Origin of the sequence: Pantoea alhagi (assembly GCF_002101395.1) — a bacterium.
Taxonomy (GTDB): Bacteria; Pseudomonadota; Gammaproteobacteria; order Enterobacterales; family Enterobacteriaceae; genus Mixta; species Mixta alhagi.
This window is the reverse complement of record NZ_CP019706.1, coordinates 1,318,094-1,342,955: the sequence shown is the minus strand read 5'-3', so window position 1 is coordinate 1,342,955 and position 24,862 is coordinate 1,318,094. Positions and strand designations below refer to the sequence as shown.

General features: G+C 53.2%; 21 protein-coding genes. 10 read left to right on the top strand and 11 right to left on the bottom strand.

The features are described 5' to 3' along the window. Positions 1–5: 5 nt before the first annotated feature. Both B1H58_RS06325 and hemB read right to left on the bottom strand, forming a co-directional pair. Positions 6–974, bottom strand: a complete 969-nt coding sequence (locus B1H58_RS06325; RefSeq protein ID WP_085068723.1) for a GGDEF domain-containing protein — start codon at positions 972–974, stop codon at positions 6–8. Positions 975–1,222: 248 nt separating this feature from the next. Further along, positions 1,223–2,200 (bottom strand): porphobilinogen synthase, encoded by a 978-nt coding sequence (hemB, locus tag B1H58_RS06320; RefSeq protein WP_085068722.1) that lies wholly within the window; start codon positions 2,198–2,200, stop codon positions 1,223–1,225. A gap of 315 nt (positions 2,201–2,515) precedes the next feature. Between hemB and B1H58_RS06315 the strand changes: the two genes are divergently transcribed. Next, a complete protein-coding gene (locus B1H58_RS06315) occupies positions 2,516–2,989 on the top strand; it encodes an Hsp20 family protein (RefSeq protein ID WP_085068720.1) in 474 nt (157 codons plus the stop codon). A gap of 32 nt (positions 2,990–3,021) precedes the next feature. Here the strand turns inward: B1H58_RS06315 and B1H58_RS06310 are convergent, their stop codons facing one another. The 3 genes from B1H58_RS06310 to uxuA form a co-directional block, all read right to left on the bottom strand. Beyond that, the gene (locus tag B1H58_RS06310) at positions 3,022–3,852 is read right to left on the bottom strand and encodes an MBL fold metallo-hydrolase (protein WP_085068718.1); all 831 of its coding nucleotides are present in this window, start codon (positions 3,850–3,852) and stop codon (positions 3,022–3,024) included. Positions 3,853–4,024: 172 nt separating this feature from the next. After that, entirely contained in the window at positions 4,025–5,530 is a 1,506-nt protein-coding gene (proP, locus tag B1H58_RS06305; protein ID WP_085068716.1) for a glycine betaine/L-proline transporter ProP, read from the bottom strand. Positions 5,531–5,939: 409 nt separating this feature from the next. Further along, entirely contained in the window at positions 5,940–7,124 is a 1,185-nt protein-coding gene (uxuA, locus tag B1H58_RS06300) for a mannonate dehydratase (RefSeq protein ID WP_085068714.1), read from the bottom strand. A 229-nt stretch (positions 7,125–7,353) separates the two neighbouring features. Here uxuA and B1H58_RS06295 point away from each other — a divergent pair, with 229 nt between their 5' ends. Then, positions 7,354–8,037 carry a FadR/GntR family transcriptional regulator gene (locus B1H58_RS06295; protein ID WP_085068712.1) on the top strand — a complete coding sequence of 228 codons (684 nt, stop codon included), beginning with the start codon at positions 7,354–7,356 and terminating at the stop codon, positions 8,035–8,037. On the opposite strand, the gene B1H58_RS06290 is transcribed toward B1H58_RS06295, so the two are convergent. Further along, positions 8,034–9,083, bottom strand: coding sequence for an AI-2E family transporter (locus B1H58_RS06290; protein ID WP_085068710.1), 1,050 nt, complete (start codon positions 9,081–9,083; stop codon positions 8,034–8,036). The genes B1H58_RS06295 and B1H58_RS06290 overlap by 4 nt on opposite strands. Positions 9,084–9,214: 131 nt before the next feature. Between B1H58_RS06290 and B1H58_RS06285 the strand changes: the two genes are divergently transcribed. Continuing rightward, positions 9,215–10,414, top strand: a complete 1,200-nt coding sequence (locus tag B1H58_RS06285; protein WP_085072242.1) for an MFS transporter — start codon at positions 9,215–9,217, stop codon at positions 10,412–10,414. Positions 10,415–10,509: 95 nt separating this feature from the next. Here the strand turns inward: B1H58_RS06285 and B1H58_RS06280 are convergent, their stop codons facing one another. Then, a complete protein-coding gene (locus tag B1H58_RS06280) occupies positions 10,510–11,325 on the bottom strand; it encodes a TIM barrel protein (RefSeq protein ID WP_085068708.1) in 816 nt (271 codons plus the stop codon). Positions 11,326–11,746: 421 nt separating this feature from the next. Here B1H58_RS06280 and B1H58_RS06275 point away from each other — a divergent pair, with 421 nt between their 5' ends. Beyond that, positions 11,747–13,252 (top strand): CoA-acylating methylmalonate-semialdehyde dehydrogenase, encoded by a 1,506-nt coding sequence (locus tag B1H58_RS06275; protein WP_085068706.1) that lies wholly within the window; start codon positions 11,747–11,749, stop codon positions 13,250–13,252. Between the two features lie 21 nt (positions 13,253–13,273). Beyond that, positions 13,274–14,095, top strand: coding sequence for a 5-deoxy-glucuronate isomerase (gene iolB, locus B1H58_RS06270; protein WP_085068704.1), 822 nt, complete (start codon positions 13,274–13,276; stop codon positions 14,093–14,095). A gap of 236 nt (positions 14,096–14,331) precedes the next feature. On the opposite strand, the gene B1H58_RS06265 is transcribed toward iolB, so the two are convergent. Together B1H58_RS06265 and B1H58_RS06260 are read right to left on the bottom strand one after the other, a co-directional pair. Continuing rightward, positions 14,332–15,171 (bottom strand): MurR/RpiR family transcriptional regulator, encoded by an 840-nt coding sequence (locus B1H58_RS06265; protein ID WP_085068702.1) that lies wholly within the window; start codon positions 15,169–15,171, stop codon positions 14,332–14,334. A gap of 251 nt (positions 15,172–15,422) precedes the next feature. Continuing rightward, a complete protein-coding gene (locus B1H58_RS06260; RefSeq protein ID WP_085068700.1) occupies positions 15,423–17,351 on the bottom strand; it encodes a bifunctional 5-dehydro-2-deoxygluconokinase/5-dehydro-2-deoxyphosphogluconate aldolase in 1,929 nt (642 codons plus the stop codon). A 552-nt stretch (positions 17,352–17,903) separates the two neighbouring features. On the opposite strand from B1H58_RS06260, the gene iolD reads away from it, so the two are divergent. The 4 genes from iolD (at position 17,904) to iolE (ending at position 22,882) form a co-directional block, all read left to right on the top strand. Next, entirely contained in the window at positions 17,904–19,844 is a 1,941-nt protein-coding gene (iolD, locus tag B1H58_RS06255) for a 3D-(3,5/4)-trihydroxycyclohexane-1,2-dione acylhydrolase (decyclizing) (protein ID WP_085068698.1), read from the top strand. 102 nt (positions 19,845–19,946) lie between these two features. Then, positions 19,947–20,963: a bifunctional inositol 2-dehydrogenase/D-chiro-inositol 1-dehydrogenase gene (gene iolG / locus B1H58_RS06250; RefSeq protein WP_085068696.1), complete on the top strand. Its 1,017-nt coding sequence runs from the start codon at positions 19,947–19,949 to the stop codon at positions 20,961–20,963. Positions 20,964–21,031: 68 nt separating this feature from the next. After that, entirely contained in the window at positions 21,032–21,916 is an 885-nt protein-coding gene (locus tag B1H58_RS06245) for a sugar phosphate isomerase/epimerase family protein (RefSeq protein ID WP_085068694.1), read from the top strand. A 69-nt stretch (positions 21,917–21,985) separates the two neighbouring features. Next, complete coding sequence (gene iolE, locus B1H58_RS06240) at positions 21,986–22,882, top strand: myo-inosose-2 dehydratase (protein WP_085068692.1); 897 nt, start codon at positions 21,986–21,988, stop codon at positions 22,880–22,882. Positions 22,883–22,971: 89 nt separating this feature from the next. Here the strand turns inward: iolE and B1H58_RS06235 are convergent, their stop codons facing one another. Next, positions 22,972–23,526 (bottom strand): DcrB family lipoprotein, encoded by a 555-nt coding sequence (locus B1H58_RS06235; RefSeq protein ID WP_085068690.1) that lies wholly within the window; start codon positions 23,524–23,526, stop codon positions 22,972–22,974. 122 nt (positions 23,527–23,648) lie between these two features. Next, positions 23,649–24,314, bottom strand: coding sequence for a 7-cyano-7-deazaguanine/7-aminomethyl-7-deazaguanine transporter (locus B1H58_RS06230; protein ID WP_085068688.1), 666 nt, complete (start codon positions 24,312–24,314; stop codon positions 23,649–23,651). A 296-nt stretch (positions 24,315–24,610) separates the two neighbouring features. Between B1H58_RS06230 and tusA the strand changes: the two genes are divergently transcribed. After that, entirely contained in the window at positions 24,611–24,859 is a 249-nt protein-coding gene (tusA, locus tag B1H58_RS06225; protein WP_085068686.1) for a sulfurtransferase TusA, read from the top strand. The last annotated feature ends 3 nt before the right edge of the window (positions 24,860–24,862 follow it).

Below are 24,862 nucleotides of genomic sequence, written 5' to 3'. Positions count from 1 at the left end.
ACGGCTTAATAGTGCTGACGACGCGCCTTTTTATGTTGGTACATAATATCGTCGCTTTGATTTAACAATCCTGTCAGCGGCTGCGGCTGGGCTGGATCAAACTCCACCATCCCCACCGAGAAATCGAGTCGGTAACGTCTATTAAGGGGTTTCATATAGTGTTCCAGCTCGGCACGAAAATTTGCCAGCCGTTCACTCGCCTGCTGTTGATTCATATCGATAAACAGTACGACAAACTCATCACCGCCGAGACGAGCAAAGAGCGCCGACTGGCGAAAACTGGTTTTCAGCGCATCGGCAAAATCCATCAAGGCCCGGTCGCCTTCGCGATGCCCAAAGGTATCGTTGATCAGCTTAAACTGATCGAGGTCGAAAAAAGCCAGGCTGGCGAAGCAGTGGCGTAGCACGCACTCTTTCAGCAGCATCTGCCCCAGAGTCATAAAGCCGCGTCGGTTAGATATCTGTGTCAGCTCATCTGAGGTGGCTGCCTGGAAGTTCAGCAGCTCTGTCTCGGCCATAAAGGCCAGATCGCGCAGAGCGCTGGCATCTTCATCGTTAAACGACCGGATCTGGTCGTCTAAAATGCACAGCGTTCCGATTTTCGCACCGCCAGGGGCGCGTAGCGGGCAACCGGCATAAAAGCGAAAATGCGGCTCGCCGATCACCAGCGGATTATCATGAAAACGCGGATCGTCACAGGCATTCTCCACCACCATCACATCATCCTGTAGGATCGTATGACCACAAAAAGAGATGTCGCGTGTTGTGTGGGTAACGCTGATGCCGTCTTTCGATTTAAACCATTGGTGCTCAGCATCAAGCAGACTGACCACCGACACGGAAACGTTAAACAGCCGTCTTGCCAGGCGTGTCAGGCGATCGAAACGCTCTTCGGCAGGCGTATTTAATATTTTCAGCGCATGAAGCGCATCCAGCCGTTGAGCTTCATTCGCAGGGATTTCTGGTGTTTTCATAAAAAGCCTTCAAACTTTATATTTATCTAATTTAATTACTCTCAGTGACAGTATCGGTCAGAAAAGGCACAACTTCAGGATAAAACGAGGTTAAAGCGATACCGCCATAAATAAACTGAAGCGTACTGCGATGAAAATGTTAACTGTCTGAACTGAACGGTTAGATTAGTGGATCTGTAGGGGGTGAACCTGAGGGATTTGCTTTCAGCAGGCATGATCCAGGCAGCCGGACGGCTGCCTGTGAAGAATTACAGCAGGTTACGTTCCGCCAGATCGAGCGCAAAGTAACTGAAGATGATATCGGCGCCGGCGCGTTTAATCGCTCCCAGGCTTTCCAGAATAACCGCATCTTCGTTGATTGCACCTGCCTGAGCGGCAAACTTGATCATCGCATATTCACCGCTTACCTGATAAGCCGCCAGCGGCAGTTCAGTGCGTTCACGAATATCGCGCAGAATATCCAGGTAAGCGCCCGCCGGTTTAACCATCAGCGAATCGGCCCCTTCCGCCGCATCAATCAATGACTCACGGATCGCTTCACGGCGGTTCATGGGGTTCATCTGATAGGTTTTACGATCGCCTTTCAGCGCGGTGCCTGCAGCTTCACGGAACGGGCCGTAGAAGGATGACGCGAACTTAGTGGAGTAGGACATAATCGCGGTATCGGTAAAGCCTGCTTCATCCAGCGCCCGACGAATCGCTGCAACCTGACCATCCATTGCCGCAGAAGGCGCAATAAAATCAGCGCCCGCCTGCGCGGCGACCACCGCCTGCTTGCCAAGGTTAATCAGCGTCGCGTCATTATCAACACCGTGATCGCACAATACGCCACAGTGGCCGTGCGAAGTATATTCGCAGAAGCAGGTATCGGACATAACGATCATTTCCGGCACCGTATCTTTGCAGATGCGCGACATACGCGCCACCAGGCCATTTTCCTGCCAGGCATCACTGCCGGTGGCGTCGGTATGATGGGAAATACCGAAGGTCATTACTGAACGAATACCTGCTTTAGCAATGCGTTCAATTTCATAAGCCAGGCGTTTTTCCGGAATGCGCATAACGCCCGGCATCGCTTCAATTGCTTTGTAATCATCCACGCCTTCTTCAACAAAGATCGGCAGGGCCAGATCGTTGCGGCTCAGCGTGGTTTCCTGGAACATATCGCGCAGCGCGGCGCTTTTACGTAATCTTCTGGGACGATTAATCAGGGAAATATCAGACATAGTTATTTGCTGTACAGGTGAAAAAGTCATCATAGTGTACGCGCTTTTAGATTATCGGGTGAAACTTCCCGTGCGACATTTCAGGCAAAAAGTTAACCGTAACGGTGACTTAATAATTATATTTAACAGCCTGGCAACATTCTGCCGTTTAATATTCCTGCCGGATCTGAGCAGTTATTTTTAATATAAAAAATCATTATTTTAAGCGCCGCTTGAAAAAGGTTTGCCAGCACATAAATAGTGCTCAGGGAGGCAATTCTCCCTGACATGTTTAAGCTTTTGACGGCTCAGTAAGAGATTTTCAGGAGGTTATTCATGGCATTCAAATCACTTTCTCTGTTCCCCGACGTTACCGACACGCTGTTTTCCGATCGTTTTAACCGTATCGATCGGCTGTTTAGTCAGTTAACCGGAGATGCACCGCTGGCCACCACGCCAGCCTGTGATATTAAACGTCTCGATGAAAGCCACTATTCTATCATGCTCAGCGTTCCGGGCTGGAAAGAGGAGGAGCTGGAGATCAGCGCCACAGGCGGCCAGCTGACCGTTAGCGGTAAACGCGTTGAAGAACAACATCAGCAGGATGAAAAAAGCGCCTGGCTGCATCGCGGCATCAGCCGACATAACTTTAGCGTCAGCTTTGCTCTGCCGCAGCATGTCAAAGTGGAGCGCGCGCGCCTGGAGCATGGCCTGCTGGAAATTTCGCTGTATCAGGAGATCCCTGAAAGCGAGAAACCGCGCAAAATTGCGATTGAAAGCCAGCAGCGGGTTATTGAACACAACGCCTGATATTCTTCCCCGGCTCTGTCGCCGGGGTTTTTTTATCGGCTGCGCGCCTGCATTCTGGCCAGCTCTTTTGCATCGTGGCTGCAAAACAGAGTGATGTTTTCCTGGCGGCTCAGCGACAGCGTCCGTAGCCGCTGCTGATTTTCCCGTCGCGCCGCATTATCAGTCGCCATCATCCACTGATAAAAACGCAACCCCGGCGTGCAATGGCGCTGCTGCTGATACATTTCTCCGCGATAAAACCAGGCATCGCCACCGTGCAGCAGCCAGCCATCATCTTGCTGAATGGCAACGCCCGCATGCCCTGGCGTATGGCCCGGCAGCGGAATTAACAGAATTTCAGGGGGAAGACCATTTAATGCTTTCACTGCGGTAAAACCCTGCCAGCTTTCGCCCTGCGGCTGATAGGTTTGCCACTGGACGTTGCCGGGCCATTGAGCCGGGCGGTAGCGTCGTCGCTGTAGCCAGTTGTTGCGGTGATGACTGGTTTCCAGCTCCTGTTGCAGCAGGTGAACACGTGCATGGGGAAAGTCAGTTAGCCCACCGGCGTGATCGAAATCGAGATGCGTCAGTACAATATGGCGGACATCCTGCGCCTGAAAGCCCAAACGTTGAACCTGCGCCAGCGCGCTAAGTTCAGGGCGACGCTGAATATTATTCAACTGCCGAAAGAAAAGGGCGATACGTGAATCGTGACGAAGATCCTGCTCGCCAAAACCGGTATCAACCAGCACCAGCCCGTCGCGCTCGGTTTCAATCAGCAGGCAGTAACAGACCAGGTGGGCATGCAATCCTTTACTGAAGCCGTCATACAACGCGCCGCCAAAAGGACACATCGAACCACAGCTCAGGTGGTGTATCCGCATAGTCTTCCTCCTTAAACGTAAAGTCTAAGTGTGGGCGCTAATGGGCCAGCAAGCCAGACGGCAATCTGCGCAGCGGCGGCAGAAGAGTGAAATGGCGCTACGTGAATGGGATCGTTGCTGCAAAACTGAAGTGGGCGACCTAAAAAAAGCCCCTCTGCGAGGGGCCTTTTTGTTACTCGTTAATGCGCGGATGCTGCTGGATCAGATTCTTACGTTTCTCCTCCAGCTTAGCGATCTCCTCGGTAATATCGTCGATTTTCTGCTCGATATTATCGTGATGTTCCTGCAGGATTTCACGCGCCTCGTTAATATCCGAGGCCGCCGGGGTTGCGCCCTTCAGCGGTTTGTTGGCGGTCTCTTTCATCATAATACCGGTAATTAAACCGATAACCGCGATCACCATCAGATAGTAAGCCGGCATATAGAGATCGTTAGACACCTCTACCAGCCAGGCTGCCGCAGTTGGCGTCAGACCGGCAATTAACACCGAAATATTAAAGGCGCTGGCCAGCGCGCTGTAGCGAATATGTGTCGGGAACATCGCTGGCAGCGATGAGGCCATTACCCCAGTGAAGCAGTTAAGCACAATCGCCAGCATCAGCAGACCGGCAAAAATCAGCCCCAGCACATTACTGTTAATCAGCATAAAGGCGGGAATTGCCAGCAGCAGCAGCGCGATACTGCCGATAATGACAAACGGGCGACGGCCAAAGCGGTCGCTCAGCAGGCCGATGACCGGCTGGATAAACAGCATGCCCATCATAATAGCGATAATGATCAATACACCATGATCTTCCGGGTAGTGCAGGTTATGCGAGAGGTAGCTCGGCATATAGGTCAGCAGCATGTAATAAGTCACGTTGGTGGCAATTACCAGACCAACGCAGGCCAGCAGGCTTTTCCAGTGCTTAGTGGCAATTTCGCGAAAAGAGACTTTCGGCCCTTCGCGCAAGCCTTCACGATCGCCCTGTTCCAGTTTTTCCACATGCTGCTGGAACGCTGGCGTTTCTTCCAGCGCATGACGCAGATACAGACCGATGATGCCCAGTGGCAGCGCCAGGAAGAACGGCAGACGCCAGCCCCACGACAGGAAGTTTTCTTCGCCAACAATGGTTGAGATCAGTACCACCAGGCCCGCGCCCAGTACAAAGCCGGCGATGGAGCCGAAATCGAGCCAGCTTCCCATAAAGCCGCGTTTGCGGTCAGGCGAGTATTCCGCCACGAAGATCGACGCGCCGGTATATTCGCCGCCCACGGAAAAGCCCTGGGCCATTTTCGCCAGCAGCAGCAGTATCGGCGCCCAAATACCAATCGAGGCGTAAGAGGGGATTAAGCCGATACAGAAAGTACTGAGCGACATGATAATTATGGTGATTGACAGGATTTTCTGGCGTCCATACTTATCGCCAAGCATGCCGAAGAACAGCCCGCCCAACGGGCGGATCAGGAAAGGAACGGAAAAGGTCGCCAGTGCGGCGATCATCTGAACGCCAGGATCGGCACCAGGGAAAAAGACTTTACCCAGGGCATAGGCGACAAAACCGTATACCCCAAAATCGAACCACTCCATCGCATTGCCTAGCGATGCGGCGGTAATTGCCTTGCGTAAACGTGAGTCATCAATGATGGTAACGTCATCAAGCGCAATAGGTTTTACACGCTTCCTACGTAGTTTCATATCATTCGCCCTGTGTTTGCTGATTAATTTAATTTCCTCAACGATGCAAACCGAAGTGAGAAATGTCAGATCGCGGCGTTGAGAAAATTTTTCCTGCCGGAAGATCCGGCTTAATATATCATTGAGTGCAATAATAACTTAAAGAAACTATTACTCTGCGATTTCACAGTATATCGCCAGATGGCAAAAAATGTTACATCTGTGCTAAAAGTAGCGCTTAAATGCGTATATAAAATAACCGCTTACCGTCCGGGTAGCACACTCTGCTGGAGCAGCGGCCTGTTTAAAGCCTGGCAGGAAAGGGGATTTTTTCCGCTGTCAGCAGGATTAAAAAAGGATGTGAGTTAACAAAGCGCCTGACGTCGGCGCTTTGGCAGGGAAGTAAAATTCTGAAGAAAGGTAAGCGTGGTTAATCGGTAAAAAAGCACTGCTTTAGCGCCAGCTCAACGCCACGCAGCTCAGCCAGCCCTTTGAGGCGACCAATAGCGGAATAGCCGGGATTGGTTTTTTTATGCAGATCGTCCAGCATCTGATGACCATGATCGGGGCGCATAGGGATAGCGCGTTCTTTGCCGGCACGACGACGGCGCTGCTCCTCTTCCAGAATCACCTTGATGACGCCGACCATATCCACATCGCCCGCCAGATGTTCCGCCTCATGAAAACTGTTGGGGTTTTCTTCGCGCTGCGTGGCGCGCAGGTGAATAAAATGGATGCGGTCAGCATAGGTTTTCGCCATCTGTACCAGATTGTTATCGGCGCGTACGCCGTAAGAGCCGGTGCAAAAGGTGAAACCGTTATGCAGGCTGTTCACCGTCTCGGTTAACCATTGCATATCTTCCTGGGTAGAGATAATGCGCGGCAGGCCAAGGATAGGGCGCGGCGGATCGTCCGGGTGTACCGCCAGCATAATTCCTGATTCTTCCGCCACCGGTACGATAGCGCGCAGGAACGTTGCCATATGTTCACGCAGGCGCGCTTTATCGATGCCATCATATTGCGACAGCTGCGCCTGAAACTGCTCCAGCGTATAGCCTTCTTCCGCACCAGGCAGACCAGCGATAATGTTGCGCGTCAGCGTGGCGATCGCTTCCGGCGTCATGGCGGCATAGTAATCGGCTGCCTGACGCTGCTCTTCTTCGCTGTAGGTTTCCTGTGCGCCGGGACGCCGGAGAATATGCAGTTCAAAAGCGGCAAAAGCGATGGCGTCAAAGCGCAGGGCGCGCGCGCCGTTAGGTAACTGCCAGCCCAGATCGGTCCGCGTCCAGTCGAGCACCGGCATAAAGTTATAGCAAACGGTATCGATGCCGCAGGCGGCCAGATTGCGCAGCGACTGCTGGTAGTTGGCAATATAACGCTGCCAGTCGCCGCGCTGGGTTTTAATCGCCTCATGGACCGGAACGCTTTCCACCACTGACCAGTAAAGCCCCTTTTCCGCCAGCTGCGCCTGTCGCGCTTTGATTTCATCTATGGTCCATATTTCACCGTTCGGAATATGATGCAGAGCGGTAACGATGCCGGTAGCGCCCGCCTGGCGCGCATCATCCAGCGTAACGGGGTCGTTAGGGCCATACCAGCGCCAGGTGTGTTCCATAAGCTCTCCTGTATGCGATTTTTCATGGTTTGACGGCCCAAAGCAGCGGGCCTGCCGGTAGAGGTAAGGGGCCATTGGTCAGGCCGCTGGGCCAGAATAGGAGAGTTTTTTGCCTGAAAGAGTGATGAATGTCCCATTATCAGGCGCAGCGCCCGATAAAATAGTGGGCGCTGCAACAATAACGCCTTATGACAGCGTTTAAGCTACGTTAACCGGAAGAGGGCATTTTATGACATTACCCGCCATCAAAACCGAGCGGCTTTATCGGCAAATATCCAGTCTGATAAGCGCGGCGATCGCACGCGGTGAGTTTGCCCCTGGCACGTTATTGCCGCCGGAGCGTGAGCTGGCCAGGCAGCTTAACGTCAGTCGTTCGTCAGTGCGTGAAGCGCTTATTGCGCTGGAGGTTACCGGCTGGGTGGAGATCCGTAGCGGTAACGGCGTGCTGGTGGTTAATCCGCTGCCGGTAAAACCAGCAGAACCCGAAGATACCTTTAGCCTGCGCGATCTGATTAAAGCGCGTCAGGCGTTCGAGGCGATGACCGCTGAACTGGCTGCGCGTCACGGTACGGCAGAGCAGCGACGGGAGCTGCTTGAGGTTGCGCATCAGCTGGCGCAATACAGAGTTAATGATGATGAATTCTTGCGTGAGGATAAGCGCTTTCACTTGCTGATCAGCGAAATGACCGGTAATGATGTGCTGCGGGAGATGATGGAGCAGCTGTGGAACCGGCGTAAAAGCCAGCGCTTTGTCAGGCTGGAAAATCATTTTGCCGACCGGGATTTCCCTCAGGCGTTAAACCATGACCATCAAATGATCGCGACCGCCATTGTGCAACAGAATCCACAGCTTGCCCGCGACAGCATGGCGCTGCATTTGCAGCGCGTCTATGACCATCTGTTTGATAGTTAGCGGTTGCGCTTCACCTGTGGACGTCCATTGCCCAATAAAATAGCCAGCTTGCTGCCGCCGGGCGTTGTTTCCATCAAAATTTTACAGACACTGGTCAGCGGCACCGACAGCAGCATTCCTACCGGACCGAGCAGCCAGCCCCAAAAAATCAACGACAAAAACACCACCAGTGTCGATAAGCCCAGGCCACGGCCCATTACGCGCGGCTCCAGCATATTGCCGAATACCATATGAATGGCGCTGAACAGCGCCGCCACCAGTAGTGCATCATAGAAATCGTTCAGCACCAGCGCCTGGATGAAAGGCGGAATCCCGGCGATAATCGGCCCGATATTGGGAATAAAGTTCAGCACAAAGGCGACCACGCCCCAGAACAAAGCAAATTTCACATCCAGCAGCAGCAGCGATATCCAGACGGCGATGCCGGTAATCAGGCTGATCAGCGTTTTTAACGCCAGATAGTGGGTTACGCCTTTCAGCGCCTTATGCAGCCCGGCAATGCGAATCTGCGGATTAGCCAGCGCGTTGCGCAGCTTATAGGGCAGATGGCGCACTTCAAACAGCATAAAAACAACGGTCATGATCAGCAGGACAAAATTGCTCATCGCCCCGGAAAACTGGCGTAACACCGTTGTCGCCACATTCATAATGGCGTTGGGATCAAGCTGTTCCGCCAGTGCGGTCGACGAAACGGGGATCCTTAGCCGTCCGGCATAATGCTGAAGCACGGTTAGCTTCTGTTCAAGAATGGTACGTATTTGCGGATAAACCAGGGAAAACTCATTGACCGAGCTGGCCAGCATGGCGACCAGCATCAAAATCACCATTAGCACCACGACCATGACCAGCGTAATCGCCAGGCTACGGCGCAGGCCACGGCGCATAAGCATATTCACCAGCGGATTCAGGATAATCGCGAGGAAAATCGCCAGTAGAAAAGGAACGATAATATCTGACGCAGCACGGATCCCTGCCAGAATGACCACCAGCGTTGCCATTTTAAGCAACATGTTTTGTCCCATTTTTTCCTGCTGCGGTACGAGCATAGTGTTCCCTGTAAATAATTTCACCACGATAATTGTAGCTGCTAACAATTGCTAACGAACTGATTATTGTCACTAACCTGCGTATAGTAAAAATTTAGCCGGTGATGATTACCCGTAACGAGTTAAATATTATGTCTGGACAGTCTGAGACGGAAGCCTCACCCAGCGCATTTCGTCTGAATCAGCGTATTCTTTCAGTAGTTGTTTTCAACTTTGCCAGCTATCTCACCATCGGACTACCGCTGGCGGTATTGCCCGGCTACGTTCATGACGTGATGGGCTATAACGCTTTTTGGGCGGGACTGGTGATTAGCCTGCAATATCTTTCTACGCTGCTCAGCCGTCCTCACGCTGGCCGTTATGCTGATTTATGGGGGCCGAAAAAAGTAGTGATTTTCGGCCTGTTCGGCTGTCTGCTTAGCGGTATTTGTTATGCGCTGGCAGCCCTGAGCGCCGACTGGCCATTGATTAGCCTGACGTTACTCTGTATTGGACGGCTGGCGCTGGGGATTGGGCAAAGCTTTGCCGGCACCGGATCTACCTTATGGGGCGTTGGTGTCGTGGGGTCGCTGCATATTGGACGGGTAATATCCTGGAATGGTATCTGCACCTACGGCGCGATGGCGCTGGGGGCGCCGCTGGGAGCGCTGATTTACCATCTGGGCGGCATTTTGCTGCTGGCGGTGGTAATTATGCTGATCGTTATTATCGCCATACTGCTGGCGCTGCCGCGACCGTCGGTAAAAGGCAGTAAAGGCAAGCCGCTGCCGTTTCGCGCGGTGCTGGGGAAAATCTGGCCGTTCGGCCTGCTGCTGGCGATGGCCTCAGCGGGTTTTGGCGTTATCGCCACCTTTATTACGCTGTTTTATCAGGCGAAAGGCTGGCCTGGCGCAGCTTTCTCGTTAACCTTGTTCAGCCTGGCGTTTGTCGGCACTCGCCTGCTGTTTCCCAACAGTATCAACCGCTACGGCGGATTGCGGGTGGCGATTGTCTGTTTTGGTGTGGAGGCGCTGGGACTGTTTATTGTCTGGCTCTCTTTTTCTCCGTGGCTGGCTAATCTTGGCGCTTTGCTGACCGGCGCAGGCTTTTCGCTGGTGTTCCCGGCGCTAGGCGTAGCGGCAGTGAAGGCGGTGCCGCAGCAAAATCAGGGCAGCGCGCTGGCTACCTTCACCGCGTTTATGGATCTATCGCTGGGTATTACCGGGCCGGTTGCCGGTTTTATCATGAGCTATGCGGGGATACCGGTTATTTATCTGCTGAGCGCGCTGCTGGTGTGCCTGGCGCTGTTGCTGACGTGGCGCATGCGGAACCGCACTGCTGAAACGACCTGATTCGCCCGCAGAAAAGGTATAAAAAAGGCCTCCAGAGGAGGCCAGAAACTGCAAAGACACAAATAACAGATAACTTCTTCAGAACCGTGCCGGCATCAAGCCTGCAACAGTTCAATACTTTGGCGGATTTCACGTTCGATATCCGCCTCGCTCCAGTTCGCCAGGTCTGAAGAGAAAGGTTCAAAGGCGTAAATGCCGCGATAGCCCATCTGCTCAAGGCGTTGCACCTGCGCAACACTGTTCAGCACGTCGCCGTTGCTGAGCATAATACGTTCTTCATCAGTCAGTTCCGCAGTTGGACGCGCATCTTCTACGCCGGAGAGATGCACCAGCCCGATGCGATCAATATCAATACCGGAAGCAAACTCCTGTTCAGCCTGCTCATATAAATGGTGGTGGAACGTATCGATCAGCACGTTAAAGGGCACCTGCGCATCGCGAATGAGTGCCTGCGCCTGGACGGCAGAGCGCAGTGAACTTTGCGGGAAGCCCAGAGGCTCTACCAGCCCTTTCACGCCATACTGCTCAAACAGCGGCGCAAGCTTTTGTAGCGCGGCGACGGTTTTTTCTGCGGCGATCGGTTGCCCGTCGTTTAACGGGCAGAGCACCAGCGCGCCAGCGCCAATTGCCTGCGCCTCTTTCAATAACCCTTCCGCCTGCGCCAGCAGCGCCTCATCCATGCGGTTAAAGGGATAAAGCGCATTGATGGTCACAATTTCCATGCCGTACTGCTGCGCCAGGTCTTTCACCTGCTGATGGCTCAGGTTATCGGTCACTTTGCCGCTGGGCATGTCATTGCGCAATTCCACCTTATTCAGGCCAAGCCGCTGAACCAGTTTGAAGAACGATTCAATACTGAGATTGGGCGCGATTTTGCGGTTGATACAGAAACGGGTGGGATCGATGGCCATGATGTGCTCCTGCAAAATGTTAAGTAAAAGCCGACATGATTACGTGCCGGGCGGTTGGACTAAAGAGAACATTTATTTCAAATTGATGGAATGGTGAAATGATAATTTTTGGATCTGCTTCGCAGAAATTTCATTTTTCATTAAGAGGAACAGGGGGAAAGCACGTGCGGTCCTGCCGTAAGCTGTGTGATAAAGCGCCGGATAATAGCGCTAATGTGGCCTCTATCGGCTGAAACGGTCTTGTGATGTTACGGAAAAAATGCGATCCATCCCGCTAAAAATGAATTTTCCAATCTGAACTATTTGAAAAATTTATTTCAATATAATAGGGTCAATGCACGGAAACAGGCTAAACCCCGCTTACCAATGGCGAAGCGCAACGGGCCGTTCGGCGGGAACCACCATATCAAGAGGCATGCACATGAATATCGTTGGAAACTTTATTGGCGGCAAAATCACGTATAGCGCCAGCAATGAAACTATTCCGGTTTACGATCCTGCTACCGGTAAAGTGGTGCGCGAACTCACGCAGAGCACGGCGGATGAGGTCGCTCAGGCGATAGAAGTGGCGCATAACGCCTTCCCGGAGTGGTCCAATACCTCCCCGCTGCGCCGCGCGCGCGTCATGTTTAATTTTAAAATGTTGCTGGAAAAGCACCGCGACGAACTGGCGGAGCTGATTGTTAGCGAGCACGGCAAGGTATGGTCGGATGCGCAGGGCGAGCTGACGCGCGGCATGGAAGTGGTGGAATTCGCCTGCGGCATCCCGCACCTGATTAAAGGGGAATATTCGCCGAACGTCGGCACCGGCGTTGACAGCTACTCGCTGATGCAGCCGTTGGGCGTGGTGGCGGGCATTACGCCGTTTAACTTCCCGGCGATGGTGCCGATGTGGATGTTCCCGATCGCGCTGGCCTGTGGCAATACTTTTGTATTGAAGCCGCCGGCGCTTGATCCTTCCGCTGCTGTGCGCATGGCTGAGCTGTTGAGCGAAGCCGGTCTGCCGGATGGCGTGTTCAACGTCGTACACTGTTCTAATGAAGATGCCGCACAGCTGTATACCGACAGCCGCGTTCAGGCGGTCAGCTTTGTCGGCTCGTCGGGCGTAGCGGAGCATATTTATAAAACCGCCAGTGCTTACGGCAAGCGCGTACAGGCATTCGGCGCGGCCAAAAATCATGCCATTGTGATGCCAGATGCCGATCTGGACGCCACCGTTAATGCCATCATGGGCGGCGCTTTCGGCTCGGCGGGTGAACGCTGTATGGCGCTGCCGGTCGTGGTGGCGGTGGGCGACAATACCGCCGATAAGCTAATTGCGCGCCTTACGCCGCTGATAAAAGCGCTGCGCGTAGGGCCGGGCATGCATAAAGGCAGCGAAGAAAATGAAATGGGACCGGTGGTTTCTGCCGTTCATCAGAAGAAGGTACTGGGCTATATCGATAAAGGCGTAGCGGAAGGGGCGGCGCTGGTAGTGGACGGCCGTAATTTCCAGGTGCCAGGCCATGCAGAAGGCTACTATGTTGGCGGCACCCTGTTCGACAACGTCACGACAGATATGGTTATCTGGCGCGAAGAGATTTTCGGGCCGGTGCTGGGCATTATGCGTGCGCCTGATTACCAGAGCGCGCTGGCGCTGGTAAACAGCCACGAGTTTGGCAATGGCAGCGCCATCTTTACCAGCAATGGACATACCGCGCGTGATTTTGTTCAAAACGTAGAGGCGGGTATGGTCGGCGTCAACGTTCCGGTGCCCGTGCCGATGGCCTTCCACAGTTTTGGCGGCTGGAAGCGTTCGGTATTTGGTGCGCTGAATGTTCATGGCCCGGACGGCGTGCGTTTCTATACGCGGATGAAAACGGCAACGGCACGCTGGCCGAGCGGCCAGCAAACGGTATCTGAATTTAGTATGCCAACGCTGGGCTAACGGGTTTACAAGGAGAAGCGAATGTCGTTACTTGCTAAACATCAGCAGCCTGATGCCAACGGGCGTATCCAACACATTACGCCAGAAAGCGCTGGCTGGCGCTTTGTTGGCTTTGATGTCTATCTGCTGAAACAAGGGCAAACCCTGACGCTGGAAAGCGGGGAGAAAGAACTGTGCCTGGTGCTGGTTGCGGGGCTGGCGTCGGTGAAAACACAATATGCAGATTTTCCTGATATCGGCAAACGGCAATCGCCTTTTGAGCGCACGCCCCCTTACTCTGTTTATGTGCCGCATCATGACCGTGTTGAGGTGGTAGCTGATTCCGATCTGGAGCTGGCCGTATGCAGCGCGCCGGGGCAGGGCGATTTACCCGCACGGCTGATTGCGCCACAGGATGTGGGCGTTGAGCATCGTGGTAAAGGGCGTAACAAGCGGCTGGTGCATAATATCCTGCCAGATGATAAGCCTGCCGATAGTCTGCTGGTGGTAGAGGTGTATACCGACGAGGGCGATACCAGCTCTTATCCCAGCCACAAGCATGATCAGGAGGACTCACCGGATGAAACCTATCTGGAAGAGACCTACTATCACCGTTTCCAACCGGAGCAGGGCTTCGCCATGCAGCGCGTTTATACCGATGATCGCTCGCTGGACGAATGTATGGCGCCCTATAACCGCGATGTGGTTACGGTACCGCGCGGCTACCATCCAGTCGCCACGCTTGCCGGTTACGATAACTATTATCTGAACGTCATGGCCGGGCCGGTACGGAAGTGGAAATTTACCTGGGAAAAGGATCACGCCTGGGTTAACAGCGATGATTATCCTGTTAAAGAGAAATAAATCCGCACGGTAAAGCGTATCAGGGCAGCCGGAAAGGCTGCCTTTTTTTGCTGGCAAAGTAGGGAGTCTGCGCGGCTGTACTCTGCTGTCTTAACGCCTCGTGTCTTAAGCCAGGCCTCAATCAGGGCATTAGTCCGTAGACAAAAACCGCAGCCTGGCCAGCGGTAGCAGCAATCGTCATAAAGCAGCCCCGCACGGGCTGCTTTATGACTGTCAGAAGGGATGAGTTGGCAGAACTACTCTTTGGCATTGTGCAGCGCCAGCGATACCGCCAGCGTCTGTGCCAGACATAAAGAGGCGACCTGAGAACGGAAGCCATCCACCTGCGCTTCGCGCACCACAAAACAGACATCGCTGAAGGCAGCCAGCGGGCTTACCTGGCTATCGGTAATGGCAATTTGTTGCGCGCCGCGTCGGGCACCCATCTCCACCAGTTCCACACCTTCACGGGCGTAAGGCGAATAGCTGATGGCAATAACCACATCTCTGGGATTCACCAGGCTGAGCTGTTCAGTGAACATGCCGCCTAAACCATCGATAAGGAAAGCGCGACGCTCCAGATGGCGCAGGGCGTAAGTCAGATAAGACGCCACGCTAAAAGAGCGGCGCAGGCCGATGACATAGATGTTTTCAGCATTATTAAGCATCTCCACCGCTTTATTAAGTTGCTCAGGGTTGGTCTGCATCGCTAACTGCTGTAAAGCCTGAGAGTTCACCATGGTGAACACATTCAGGATCTCTGCCGGATTTTCAGGCGAGGCAGCAGCCTCGTCGGTAGCCGTTTGCCGGAACAGACGCGCACGCTCGGTATAGTTAACCGTTTCTTCCATTAAATGCTGGCGAAAAACCTGCTTCATTTCGTTAAAGCCGCTGAAGCCAAAAGCATTCGAAAAGCGAATCAGCGTAGAAGGCGGAACGTCAGCCTGCTGAGCAATTGAGGCGACGGTGTCAAAAGCAATACTATTGCTGTTATCAAGGATATAACGTGCAACCTGTTTCAGGCGCTTGCTGAGCGTATCGTAACGACGACGAATGTCGTCCTGTAACAGGGAAAGCTGGGTAGGATTAGTTGTCATTACTTCGGCCTGCTAAAAATGGTGGGCATTTTGCTGAGCAATATTCTACCAGACGAATGGAAAATTTCATTTGAATCCCGGGTTAGCAGACTTTATTTCATCGCAACATGAATTACCTCACAAAAAGTGGTGCTAAATAGCGCGCCGTAGGGCGATAAGAAAGCAGAAAAGCAGGCAATTCATCGCGATTACGGTTAAAAAAAATCACGCCGCCGACAGGTATGATATCGGCGGTGTGATGGCTCTGGATATCAGCTGGCCTGGCGTACCGGCCGTGCCTCACGCCAGTAGCCAATGAGCGTCAGATAGTTGTTTTTTACCTGTTCAGTCAGCTGTTCGTCGTTCAGTTCGCCCTGCAGCCACTGACGCGACGGCTGACCGAAAATGGTTCGTCCTACGGCAAACCCTTTCACCCATGGAGCCTGCGCCGCATCACGGAATCCCGCTTTAAGCTTATCTTCCGGCGCATCCAGCCCTAACAGCAGAATGCCCCGGCACCAGGGATCGTACTGCTCAATGATGGAGCCAAGCGCCTGCCAGCTTTGCAGCGACAGCGGCGGCAGCTTCCACCAGTCAGGCTGTACGCCAAGCCGGTAAAAATGTTGAACGATATCAATATAGTAAGATTCCTGGCGATCCGGGTTATCCTCCGGCAGGATCACTTCCAGCAGCAGTTCGTGGCCCGATTTATTGCAGCTGCGCCAGACGTCGCGAATCAGTGCATCCTGCTGTTCACGCAGCTCGGCCTTATCGTGCGGATGGTAAAAGACCAGGCACTTCACCACATGCTCCTGTGGCCAGTCGATCAGTTGTGAGCCGATGTTGCCATGCTCAAGACGCAGCGGACGCGATCCAGGCATTTCAATAGGGCGCCCGATCCACCAGCCTTTGCCGGTGATGGCATTTAACGCCTGCTGACCATATGTGGTATCGGCCAGAATACCGCTGTGATTTTCTAAACCGGCCTCGCTGGCCGCCGCTTCAGCCGCCTGCAACAACAGCATTTTTAGCTGCGGAATACGTGCCGGTTCGGCACCCGCCTCCTGGGCCATATCAAACAGCTGTTTGCGATGGTCGAACGCAAACACGCAAAGCTCCTGCCAGTTCTGCTTGCGGGTGGTCACCCGGTGGAGATGGTTAAGCCGCACGTCGCGATCGGGGCGTTTTACTTCGCTATCACGGCTGAGATAATCATCCAGCTCCGCTTTGGTCGGCATTGCCGGTGCGCAGCCGTGACGTGATACCACCAGCGCGCCGCAGGCGTTGGCATAGCGACAGGCCTGCTGCCAGCCTTCGTCGTTAAGCCAGCCGCGCAGCAGACCCGACATAAAGGCGTCGCCCGCGCCCAGCACGTTTAATACTTCCACACGCACGCCGCTCTGCAGCGTGGTGTGATCCCAGCTGTCCGGAATATCGCCTTCAAAAACAACGCAGCCTAACGGGCCGCGCTTGCATACCAGCGTCGCTTTACTGGCCTGACGTACCGCTTTCAATGCCGTCAGCGTATCGGTGCTGCCGCCAGCAATATGAAATTCTTCTTCTGTTCCCACGATCAAATCGAAATAGTGCAGCACTTCCTGTAGCTGCTGAGTCACACGTCCTGATTCGATAAAACGGGTTTCGCCATCGCCCAGCGATGTCAGTCCCCACAGCACCGGACGATAGTCAATATCCAGCGCCGTACGTAATCCGTGTCGCCGCGCAATCTCCAGCGCTTTTAATACTGCCGCGCGCGTGTCGGGATGAGAAAGATGGGTGCCGGTAACGGCAACCGCACGGGCGGAAGCAATATAGTCTTCATCAATATCCTGCGGCGTCAGGCCCATATCCGCACAGTTATCGCGATAGAAAATTAACGGGAAGGTATCCTGATCTTTAATTCCCAATATCACCAGGCCGGTTAAACGATCTTTATCGGTAATCAAAAATTCGGTATCGACGCCTACGCGTTGCAACTCTTCACGCAGGAAACGGCCATTATGCTCATCGCCGACGCGCGCCAGCATCGCTGATTTCAGGCCCTGAATGGCGGTGCCGTAAGCGACATTGCCAGAGGAGCCGCCGAGATATTTGGCAAAGGTGCTGGTATCTTCCAGACGCGCACCGATTTGCTGACCGTAGAGGTCAACGGCAATACGGCCAATGCAAATCACATCAAGCCGCTTCTGTTGTGTACTCATACCTGTGATTTCCTTTTGTGATAAGCAGTCACTGTTGAGCGTCTCCAGAGATCTTACGGGAAATCCCGATAATCCGATCGCACCGGATCAACTGTGCTGGCAGTATGGGAAATAAATATTTCAAAAACAATATAAAATGAAATTATATAGCCAAAACTGTGAGGCGGGTAAAAATCTCTCGGCGTTCCTGCTGCTCTTAAAGCTGCGATTAGTTGCGATGAAAAGCGGATGTTCACTTGCTTTAGCGCTGATATTGAAGCAGTTAACATCACCCAGCAAATGAAATGGAATATTTGTTTTTGGCGAAAAGTCCTGCTGCTGTTTCACTTCTCGCTGTACCGAAGCCGCTTTACGGGCTGGCTAAATCCATAATTTGATCTCACTCGCAAAATGAAATGTTTCTTCTGTAATCATATTTTATGGAAAAAATATTTGTTTATAATCGCCTCACGTTTCACTAATCAGCCGTCGGGCGATTAGCGTTTGGTCGCCAGCACAGGCGAGTTACGGCGCACCCTGTTAACGGTTCCTCCACGGGTAAAGGATAAGCAAATGGGCAAGATCAGATTAACCACGGCACAGGCGCTGGTGAAATTTCTGGATAATCAGTACCTGAGCGTTGACGGGGTTGAAACTAAATTCGTTAAGGGCATTTTCGCTATTTTCGGCCACGGTAACGTGCTGGGTCTTGGCCAGGCGTTAGAACAGGATAGTGGCGATCTGGTTGTGCATCAGGGCCGCAACGAGCAGGGGATGGCGCATGCCGCTACTGGCTATGCAAAACAGAAACTGCGTCGTGAAATCATCGCCTGCACCTCCTCCGTTGGTCCCGGCGCAGCCAATATGATTACCGCCGCTGCAACCGCCACGGCTAACCGCATTCCATTGCTGCTGCTACCCGGCGATGTGTTCGCTACGCGTCAGCCCGATCCGGTGCTGCAGCAAATTGAACAGAGCCACGATCTGAGCCTGAGCACCAACGATGCGTTTCGTGCCGTCAGTAAATATTGGGATCGCGTGAGCCGTCCTGAACAACTGATGACCGCCTGCATCAATGCCATGCGCGTATTAACCGATCCGGCGGAAACCGGCGCGGTGACGCTTTCGCTGCCGCAGGATGTGCAGGGCGAAGCCTGGGATTACCCTGATTATTTCTTTCAAAAGCGTGTGCATCGGTTAGATCGCCGTCCCGCTACTGAAGCGCAGTTACAGGATGCATTAGCGTTGCTGGCAAGCAAGCGTAAGCCACTGATTGTCTGTGGCGGCGGCGTGAAATACTCCGGCGCTGGCGAGGCGCTACGTCAGTTTGCTGAACAGCATCACATTCCTTTCGCTGAAACGCAGGCGGGCAAAGGCACGTTAGTTTCCGATCATCCGCTGAACGTAGGCGGTGTCGGCGAAACCGGCTGCCTGGCTGCTAACCTGCTGGCGAAAGAGGCCGATCTGGTGATTGGCGTCGGGACGCGCTACACCGATTTCACTACCGCATCAAAATGGATATTCCAGCACCCCGACGTTAGCTTCCTCAATATTAACATCAGCAATTTCGACGCTTATAAACTGGATGGCGTGCAGGTGGTTGCCGATGCGCGTGAAGCGTTGACCGCACTGAATGAACGTTTGAGCGCGCAAGGGTTTAGCAGCGAGTGGGGCGCTAAAATCGAACAGGCACAAAGCAAGCTGCTCAGGGAAACGCAGCGCGTTTATCAGGTGGCTTACAGCGAAGAAAATTTTGTGCCGGAAATTGATGACAGCATCGATCGCAAAGCGCTGTTTGCCGAGTTTAATCGCCTGACCGGCTCCTTTCTGACTCAGAGCAGCGTGCTGGGTACTCTGAACGAGCAACTGCCGGAGGATGCAGTTATCGTCGCGGCGGCTGGCAGCCTGCCGGGCGATCTGCAACGGGTCTGGCGCACCAAAGCGCCGAACGGCTATCACGTGGAGTATGGCTACTCCTGCATGGGCTATGAGATCAACGCCGCGCTTGGCGTCAAGCTGGCTGAGCCCCAACGCGAAGTCTATGCGCTGGTGGGCGACGGCTCTTTTATGATGCTGCATTCTGAGCTGGTGACCTCGATTCAGGAGAAAGCCAAAATCAATGTCGTGCTGTTCGACAATATGACCAACGGCTGCATTAACAACCTTCAGCTGGAACACGGCATGGACAGCTTTACCACCGAGTTTCGCTTTCGGGATAACGAAAGCGGCAAGCTGGACGGTGGCTTTATTCCGGTTGATTTCGCCGCCATCGCTGCCGGTTACGGCTGTAAAACCTGGCGTGTGACCACGCTGGAAGAGCTAAGCCATGCGCTGGAAGCGGCACGTAAAGAAACCGTATCAACCCTGATTGACGTGAAAGTTTTGCCTAAAACCATGGTGCATAAGTATTTCAGCTGGTGGCATGTCGGCGGCGCGCAGGTTTCCACCTCCGAGCGCATCGATGCCGTGGCTAAAATGCTGAACGAGCATGTCGAGCAGGCGCGTAAATACTAATTATTAAAAAATTTAGTCCTTAACTATCTGACATCTACCCTGACAGCGAATCTTGCCAGCCCGCCTGGCGGGTTCGCGCTTACCCTGAATTCTGGAGATACCATGACTCTGAAACTTGGCGTTATCGGCACCGGCGCAATCGGCCAGGAACATATTCGTCGCTGCAGCAAAGTGCTGCAGGGTGCCACCGTAGTAGCGGTCTCTGATATTAATCTTGAAGGCGCGAAGGCGGCGCTGACGCGACTTGGCCTGCAGGCGGAGGTGTACGCCAATGGTCATGACGTGGTGAATTCCCCTGACGTGGACGCGGTGCTGGTGACGTCATGGGATCCTACGCATGAGGAATTTACCCTGGCTGCTATTGCCGCCGGTAAGTCAGTTTTCTGTGAAAAACCGCTGGCGATGACCGCCGAAGGCTGCCGTCGCATCGTTGATGCTGAAATGAAATTCGGCAAGCGTCTGGTACAGGTTGGTTTTATGCGTCCTTACGATGTGGGCTACCGGGCGCTGAAAAAAGTAATTACTGACGGTGAGATCGGCGAGCCGCTGATGCTGCATTGCGCACACCGTAATCCAGCGGTGCCGGAAAGTTATACCACCGATATGGCAATCACCAGCACCCTGATTCACGAGCTGGATGTGCTGCGCTGGCTGACCAATGATGACTATAAAACCGTCCAGGTGGTTTTCCCGCGCGTGACGTCAAAAACGCATGCTCGTCTGAAAGATCCGCAGATTGTGCTGTTTGAAACGCAGAAGGGCATCCGCATCGATGTAGAAATCTTTGTTAACTGCGCCTACGGCTACGATATCCAGTGCGAAGTGGTCGGCGAAGAGGGTATTGCCAAACTGCCGGAACCCTCTGCCGTACAGATGCGTAAAAGCGCCCAACTTTCCACCTCCATTCTTACCGACTGGAAAGATCGCTTTATCGATGCCTATGACGTAGAGCTGCAGGCATTTATTAATGATGTCAGTAACGGCTCCCTGACCGGACCATCCGCCTGGGATGGCTATGCCGCTTCCGTGGCTGCCGATGCCTGTCTGAAGGCACAGAATAGCGGCGCTATCGAGCCCGTTGAGCTGCCGCCGCGCCCGGCATTTTACGATAAGGCTTAATTTCCCGCGCGCTTCCTGCCCTGGCGGGAAGCGCGTGCATCATGCACTGAGCAATCAGGGAGAAGGTTATGAAGATCGCTTTCGATGTGGATGTCATTAGAGATTTAGGCATCACAAAGATGGTTCATCAGGTGGCTGACTGGGGCTACAAGTATATTGAGCAGTCACCGCATCCGCAGATTAACCCTTTTTATAAGCACCCGAAGGCCAGTCGGGAAATTATGACGGAGTACAAAAACGCGTTGAAAGCCACCGGCGTGGAGATCTCCTCGTTTATTGTGGTTTATCGCTGGTCAGGCCCTGATGAGCTGCGTCGCCAGGCGGCAGTTAAAAACTGGAAACGCATGATTGAAATTGCGGTTGAGATGGGCGTACAGGTCATCAATACCGAACTGTCCGGCAATCCGAACGAGCCGGAGATTTGCGAAGAGATGTTTTATCGCTCAATGGAAGAGCTGCTGCCGATCGTAGAACGCGAAGGGATCCGCCTTGAAATTCAGTCACATCCGTGGGATTTCTGCGAGCGCAACAATGAAACCGCCGACATCGTTAAGTCATTCCGCAGCGAGAACGTTAAGTATGTCTACAGCGTGCCGCACACCTTTTTCTATGACAACGGCAAAGGCGATGTAAAAAGCATGCTGGAGTACGTGGGCGACGATCTCTCACACGTGCTGATTGCGGACACCATGAATCACACCAAACACTGCCGTTATATCGTCAACCCGCCGGGCGTTGATGCCGCTGTGCATCAGCATGTTGGCGTAGGTGAAGGCGAGGTGGATTTCACCGCGCTGTTTAAAACGCTGCGTGAAATGAACTTTGCCAGCCGCAGCTGGAAAGTGGGCGGCGAGTCGATTATTACCCCGGCGCTGTTTGGTTACCCGGAAAAAATGAAGTATCAGGCGGTGGAAACGCGCGAGCTGATAGAGCGCGAACTGCTGGGAAAATAGGGTGGTTAGCTCCGCCGGAGCCTGACCGCATGACGGCTAAAGGCCGCCGTACCGAATCGGGAATGCATGATGAACAAAGATAACGTAAAGCTGGCGATTGCGCCGATTGGCTGGACCAATGACGATATGCCAGAGCTGGGGAAAGAGAATACTTTTCAGCAGACCGTAAGTGAAATGGCGCTGGCTGGCTTTAGCGGCAGTGAAGTCGGCAGCAAATACCCACGCGATCCGGCAGTACTGAAACCCATGCTGGAGATCCGTGGCATTGAGATCTGTAACGCCTGGTTCAGCACTTTTTTCGCCAATGGCGAAAAGGCGAAAACCATCGATGAGTTCATCAACCATATGAACTTTCTGCATGCGATGGGCGCGAAAGTCATCGGCTGCTCTGAGCAAAGTAAAAGCATTCAGGGTACTTCACTGGCGGTGTTCGGGCATAAGCCGGTATTTACCGATGAAGAGTGGCGCTTAACCGCAGAAGGGTATAACGAGCTGGCGAAAATCGCCGCTGAGAAAGGAATGCAGGTTTGCCTGCATCATCATATGGGCACCGGCATTCAAACGCCGGCTGAAATCGACCGCTTCCTGGCGTTAACGAATGATGATGTCTGTCTGCTGTACGATACGGGTCATCTTTACTATTCAGAAAATAGTGAGCAGGCGATGCTGGCGGTGCTGGAAAAACATCTGTCACGCATCAATCATGTACACCTGAAGGATGTGCGTGATGAGGTGGTGGCAGAAGTGCGTAAGCAACAGCTCTCTTTTCTGGATGGCGTTAAGCGCGGCACCTTTACCGTGCCCGGCGACGGCGTGATTGATTTTAAACCGGTATTTAAGCTGCTGGATGACGCGGGCTATCGCGGCTGGATGGTGGTTGAAGCGGAGCAGGATCCGGCACTGGCAAACCCTTTCGAATATGCGGTAAAGGCCCGCAAATATATTCGCGAAACCGCAGGGATTTAAATTAGCGAGCAGGCCTCACGCCTGGTTTGCGTGATAAAAAAACGCCGCCATTATCTGGCGGCGTTTTTTACCTCAACTTTTGGCGCGGCTTATTTCAACGTAATGGTGTTAATGATGTTTTCAGCCTGGGTCTGCGCCTGCTGCTGATTGCCAGCCGGTAGGGTAATTTGCAGCGTCAGCAGTTTGCCTTCGGTCTTCGCTAATACCACTGAGGACCATGCGGTTTGATTATTGGCGGAAATCACCGTGTCCAGCTGCTGCGCCGCTTCACCTTTCAGGTCAATCGCCTTGTTGGTTACCACCTGCAGCTGTGGATCGCGGTTGCGCTGCTGCTGTTCCAGACGCTGAGCCAGAACGTCCAGCCCCTCATTTGTCGCGTCGCCTTCAATCACGATAATGGCACGCTGACCGCTTTCATCGGCATAAACGTGCATATTATTGGCCTGAGTGCCCAACTTGCCGCTTTTATCCGACATTCCCGCAGGCAGATTAAAGCTTAGTTTGCCATCCATTAACGATACCGTCTGCGCAGCGGTGCTGGCGCTGGCACCGTTATCGTCTGCCGTGGCCTTATCCTGCTGATCGCAAGCGGCAAGGCCGACTACCAGTAAACCTATTCCAAGATATTTTGTAAGTTGACGCATCAGGTTCCCTATTATTTATTTGCCTGGCAATACAAAGCTTAATACAAACCGAATCAGCGCATAAAAGCAACCAATCGTATGTCACGATCTTAGACGCGCTGACGCCAGCTGGCTATTGCCGCTTAGCCGAAATTGTATTGTGCACGCTGTGAGCGTTCCGCCATGCGCTTCAGCGCCGCGTTAAGCAGTACGCCATAGGCGGGCAAAAAGAAAACCATGCAGATCAACACTTTAAAGCTGTAATCCACCAGCGCGATTTCCACCCAGTGCTGAGCCATAAAAGCATCGGTACTTTTATAAAAAGCAATAAAGAAAAAGGCGATGGTATCGCTGATATTGCCTAAAAACATGGCGCAGGCGGGCGCAATCCACCACTGGGGAAGCTGACGCAGTCGGTTAAAAACATGAACGTCCAGCACCTGTCCCAGCGCATAGGCCATAAAGCTGGCGCAGGCGATACGCGCAACAAACAGGTTTACCTCATGCAGCGCGCTTACTCCCTGCCAGCTACCGTTATAAAACAGTGCAGAAATGGCATAGGAGATAAACAGCGCCGGAACCATGACCGATAAAATAATGCGGCGGGCCAGCGGCGCGCCAAAAATACGCACGGTCAGATCGGTAGCCAGAAAGATAAAGGGAAAGCTGAAAGCGCCCCAGGTCGTATGGAAGCCAAAAACAGAAATAGGCAGCTGTACCAGATAATTACTGGAGGTGATAACCAGAATATGAAACAGGGAAAGCCAGACAAGCGCATGCTTCCGCTGGCGCGGTGTAAAGGAGATCATAATTTACCTTTTTACGTTGGGGTGAGGGAACCCATTGTTAAATCAGCGTAATCGCTTTTTTGCTGCTGACGCAGCGGAACGCGTTACTTTTATGCTCAGGCTTCCAAAAGCCTGGTTACCTGTACGCTGAAAATATTACTCGCCTGTCGATACAGGAGAGCGGCGGCATCTTACCGCGTTGTTTCCGCATTGCAATGGTTAATTTTAACGCAAACGTTCACCTTTAGCCGATCGCTTGCGCAACAGAATGCCGGGGGTAGAATAAGACGCAACAGATTTCCACTATTGAGACAACTATGAGCGATCGCTTCGATAACCCAGATCAAACCCTGGATGCGCTTGGGCTACGCTGCCCGGAACCGGTAATGATGGTGCGCAAAACCGTACGCCATATGCAGGACGGAGAAACGCTACTGATTATCGCTGACGATCCGGCGACCACCCGTGACATCCCAGGCTTCTGTCGCTTTATGGAGCATACGCTGGTGGCGCAGGAAACGGATGAAAAGCCCTATCGCTATCTGCTGCGTAAGGGCCTTTCCTGACGG

Coding starts and splice junctions, on each gene's coding strand:
- B1H58_RS06325 (WP_085068723.1), bottom strand. CDS start 974: ATGAAAACACCAGAAATCCCTGCGAATGAAGCTCAACGGCTGGATGCG.
- hemB (WP_085068722.1), bottom strand. CDS start 2,200: ATGTCTGATATTTCCCTGATTAATCGTCCCAGAAGATTACGTAAAAGC.
- B1H58_RS06315 (WP_085068720.1), top strand. CDS start 2,516: ATGGCATTCAAATCACTTTCTCTGTTCCCCGACGTTACCGACACGCTG.
- B1H58_RS06310 (WP_085068718.1), bottom strand. CDS start 3,852: ATGCGGATACACCACCTGAGCTGTGGTTCGATGTGTCCTTTTGGCGGC.
- proP (WP_085068716.1), bottom strand. CDS start 5,530: ATGAAACTACGTAGGAAGCGTGTAAAACCTATTGCGCTTGATGACGTT.
- uxuA (WP_085068714.1), bottom strand. CDS start 7,124: ATGGAACACACCTGGCGCTGGTATGGCCCTAACGACCCCGTTACGCTG.
- B1H58_RS06295 (WP_085068712.1), top strand. CDS start 7,354: ATGACATTACCCGCCATCAAAACCGAGCGGCTTTATCGGCAAATATCC.
- B1H58_RS06290 (WP_085068710.1), bottom strand. CDS start 9,083: ATGCTCGTACCGCAGCAGGAAAAAATGGGACAAAACATGTTGCTTAAA.
- B1H58_RS06285 (WP_085072242.1), top strand. CDS start 9,215: ATGTCTGGACAGTCTGAGACGGAAGCCTCACCCAGCGCATTTCGTCTG.
- B1H58_RS06280 (WP_085068708.1), bottom strand. CDS start 11,325: ATGGCCATCGATCCCACCCGTTTCTGTATCAACCGCAAAATCGCGCCC.
- B1H58_RS06275 (WP_085068706.1), top strand. CDS start 11,747: ATGAATATCGTTGGAAACTTTATTGGCGGCAAAATCACGTATAGCGCC.
- iolB (WP_085068704.1), top strand. CDS start 13,274: ATGTCGTTACTTGCTAAACATCAGCAGCCTGATGCCAACGGGCGTATC.
- B1H58_RS06265 (WP_085068702.1), bottom strand. CDS start 15,171: ATGACAACTAATCCTACCCAGCTTTCCCTGTTACAGGACGACATTCGT.
- B1H58_RS06260 (WP_085068700.1), bottom strand. CDS start 17,351: ATGAGTACACAACAGAAGCGGCTTGATGTGATTTGCATTGGCCGTATT.
- iolD (WP_085068698.1), top strand. CDS start 17,904: ATGGGCAAGATCAGATTAACCACGGCACAGGCGCTGGTGAAATTTCTG.
- iolG (WP_085068696.1), top strand. CDS start 19,947: ATGACTCTGAAACTTGGCGTTATCGGCACCGGCGCAATCGGCCAGGAA.
- B1H58_RS06245 (WP_085068694.1), top strand. CDS start 21,032: ATGAAGATCGCTTTCGATGTGGATGTCATTAGAGATTTAGGCATCACA.
- iolE (WP_085068692.1), top strand. CDS start 21,986: ATGAACAAAGATAACGTAAAGCTGGCGATTGCGCCGATTGGCTGGACC.
- B1H58_RS06235 (WP_085068690.1), bottom strand. CDS start 23,526: ATGCGTCAACTTACAAAATATCTTGGAATAGGTTTACTGGTAGTCGGC.
- B1H58_RS06230 (WP_085068688.1), bottom strand. CDS start 24,314: ATGATCTCCTTTACACCGCGCCAGCGGAAGCATGCGCTTGTCTGGCTT.
- tusA (WP_085068686.1), top strand. CDS start 24,611: ATGAGCGATCGCTTCGATAACCCAGATCAAACCCTGGATGCGCTTGGG.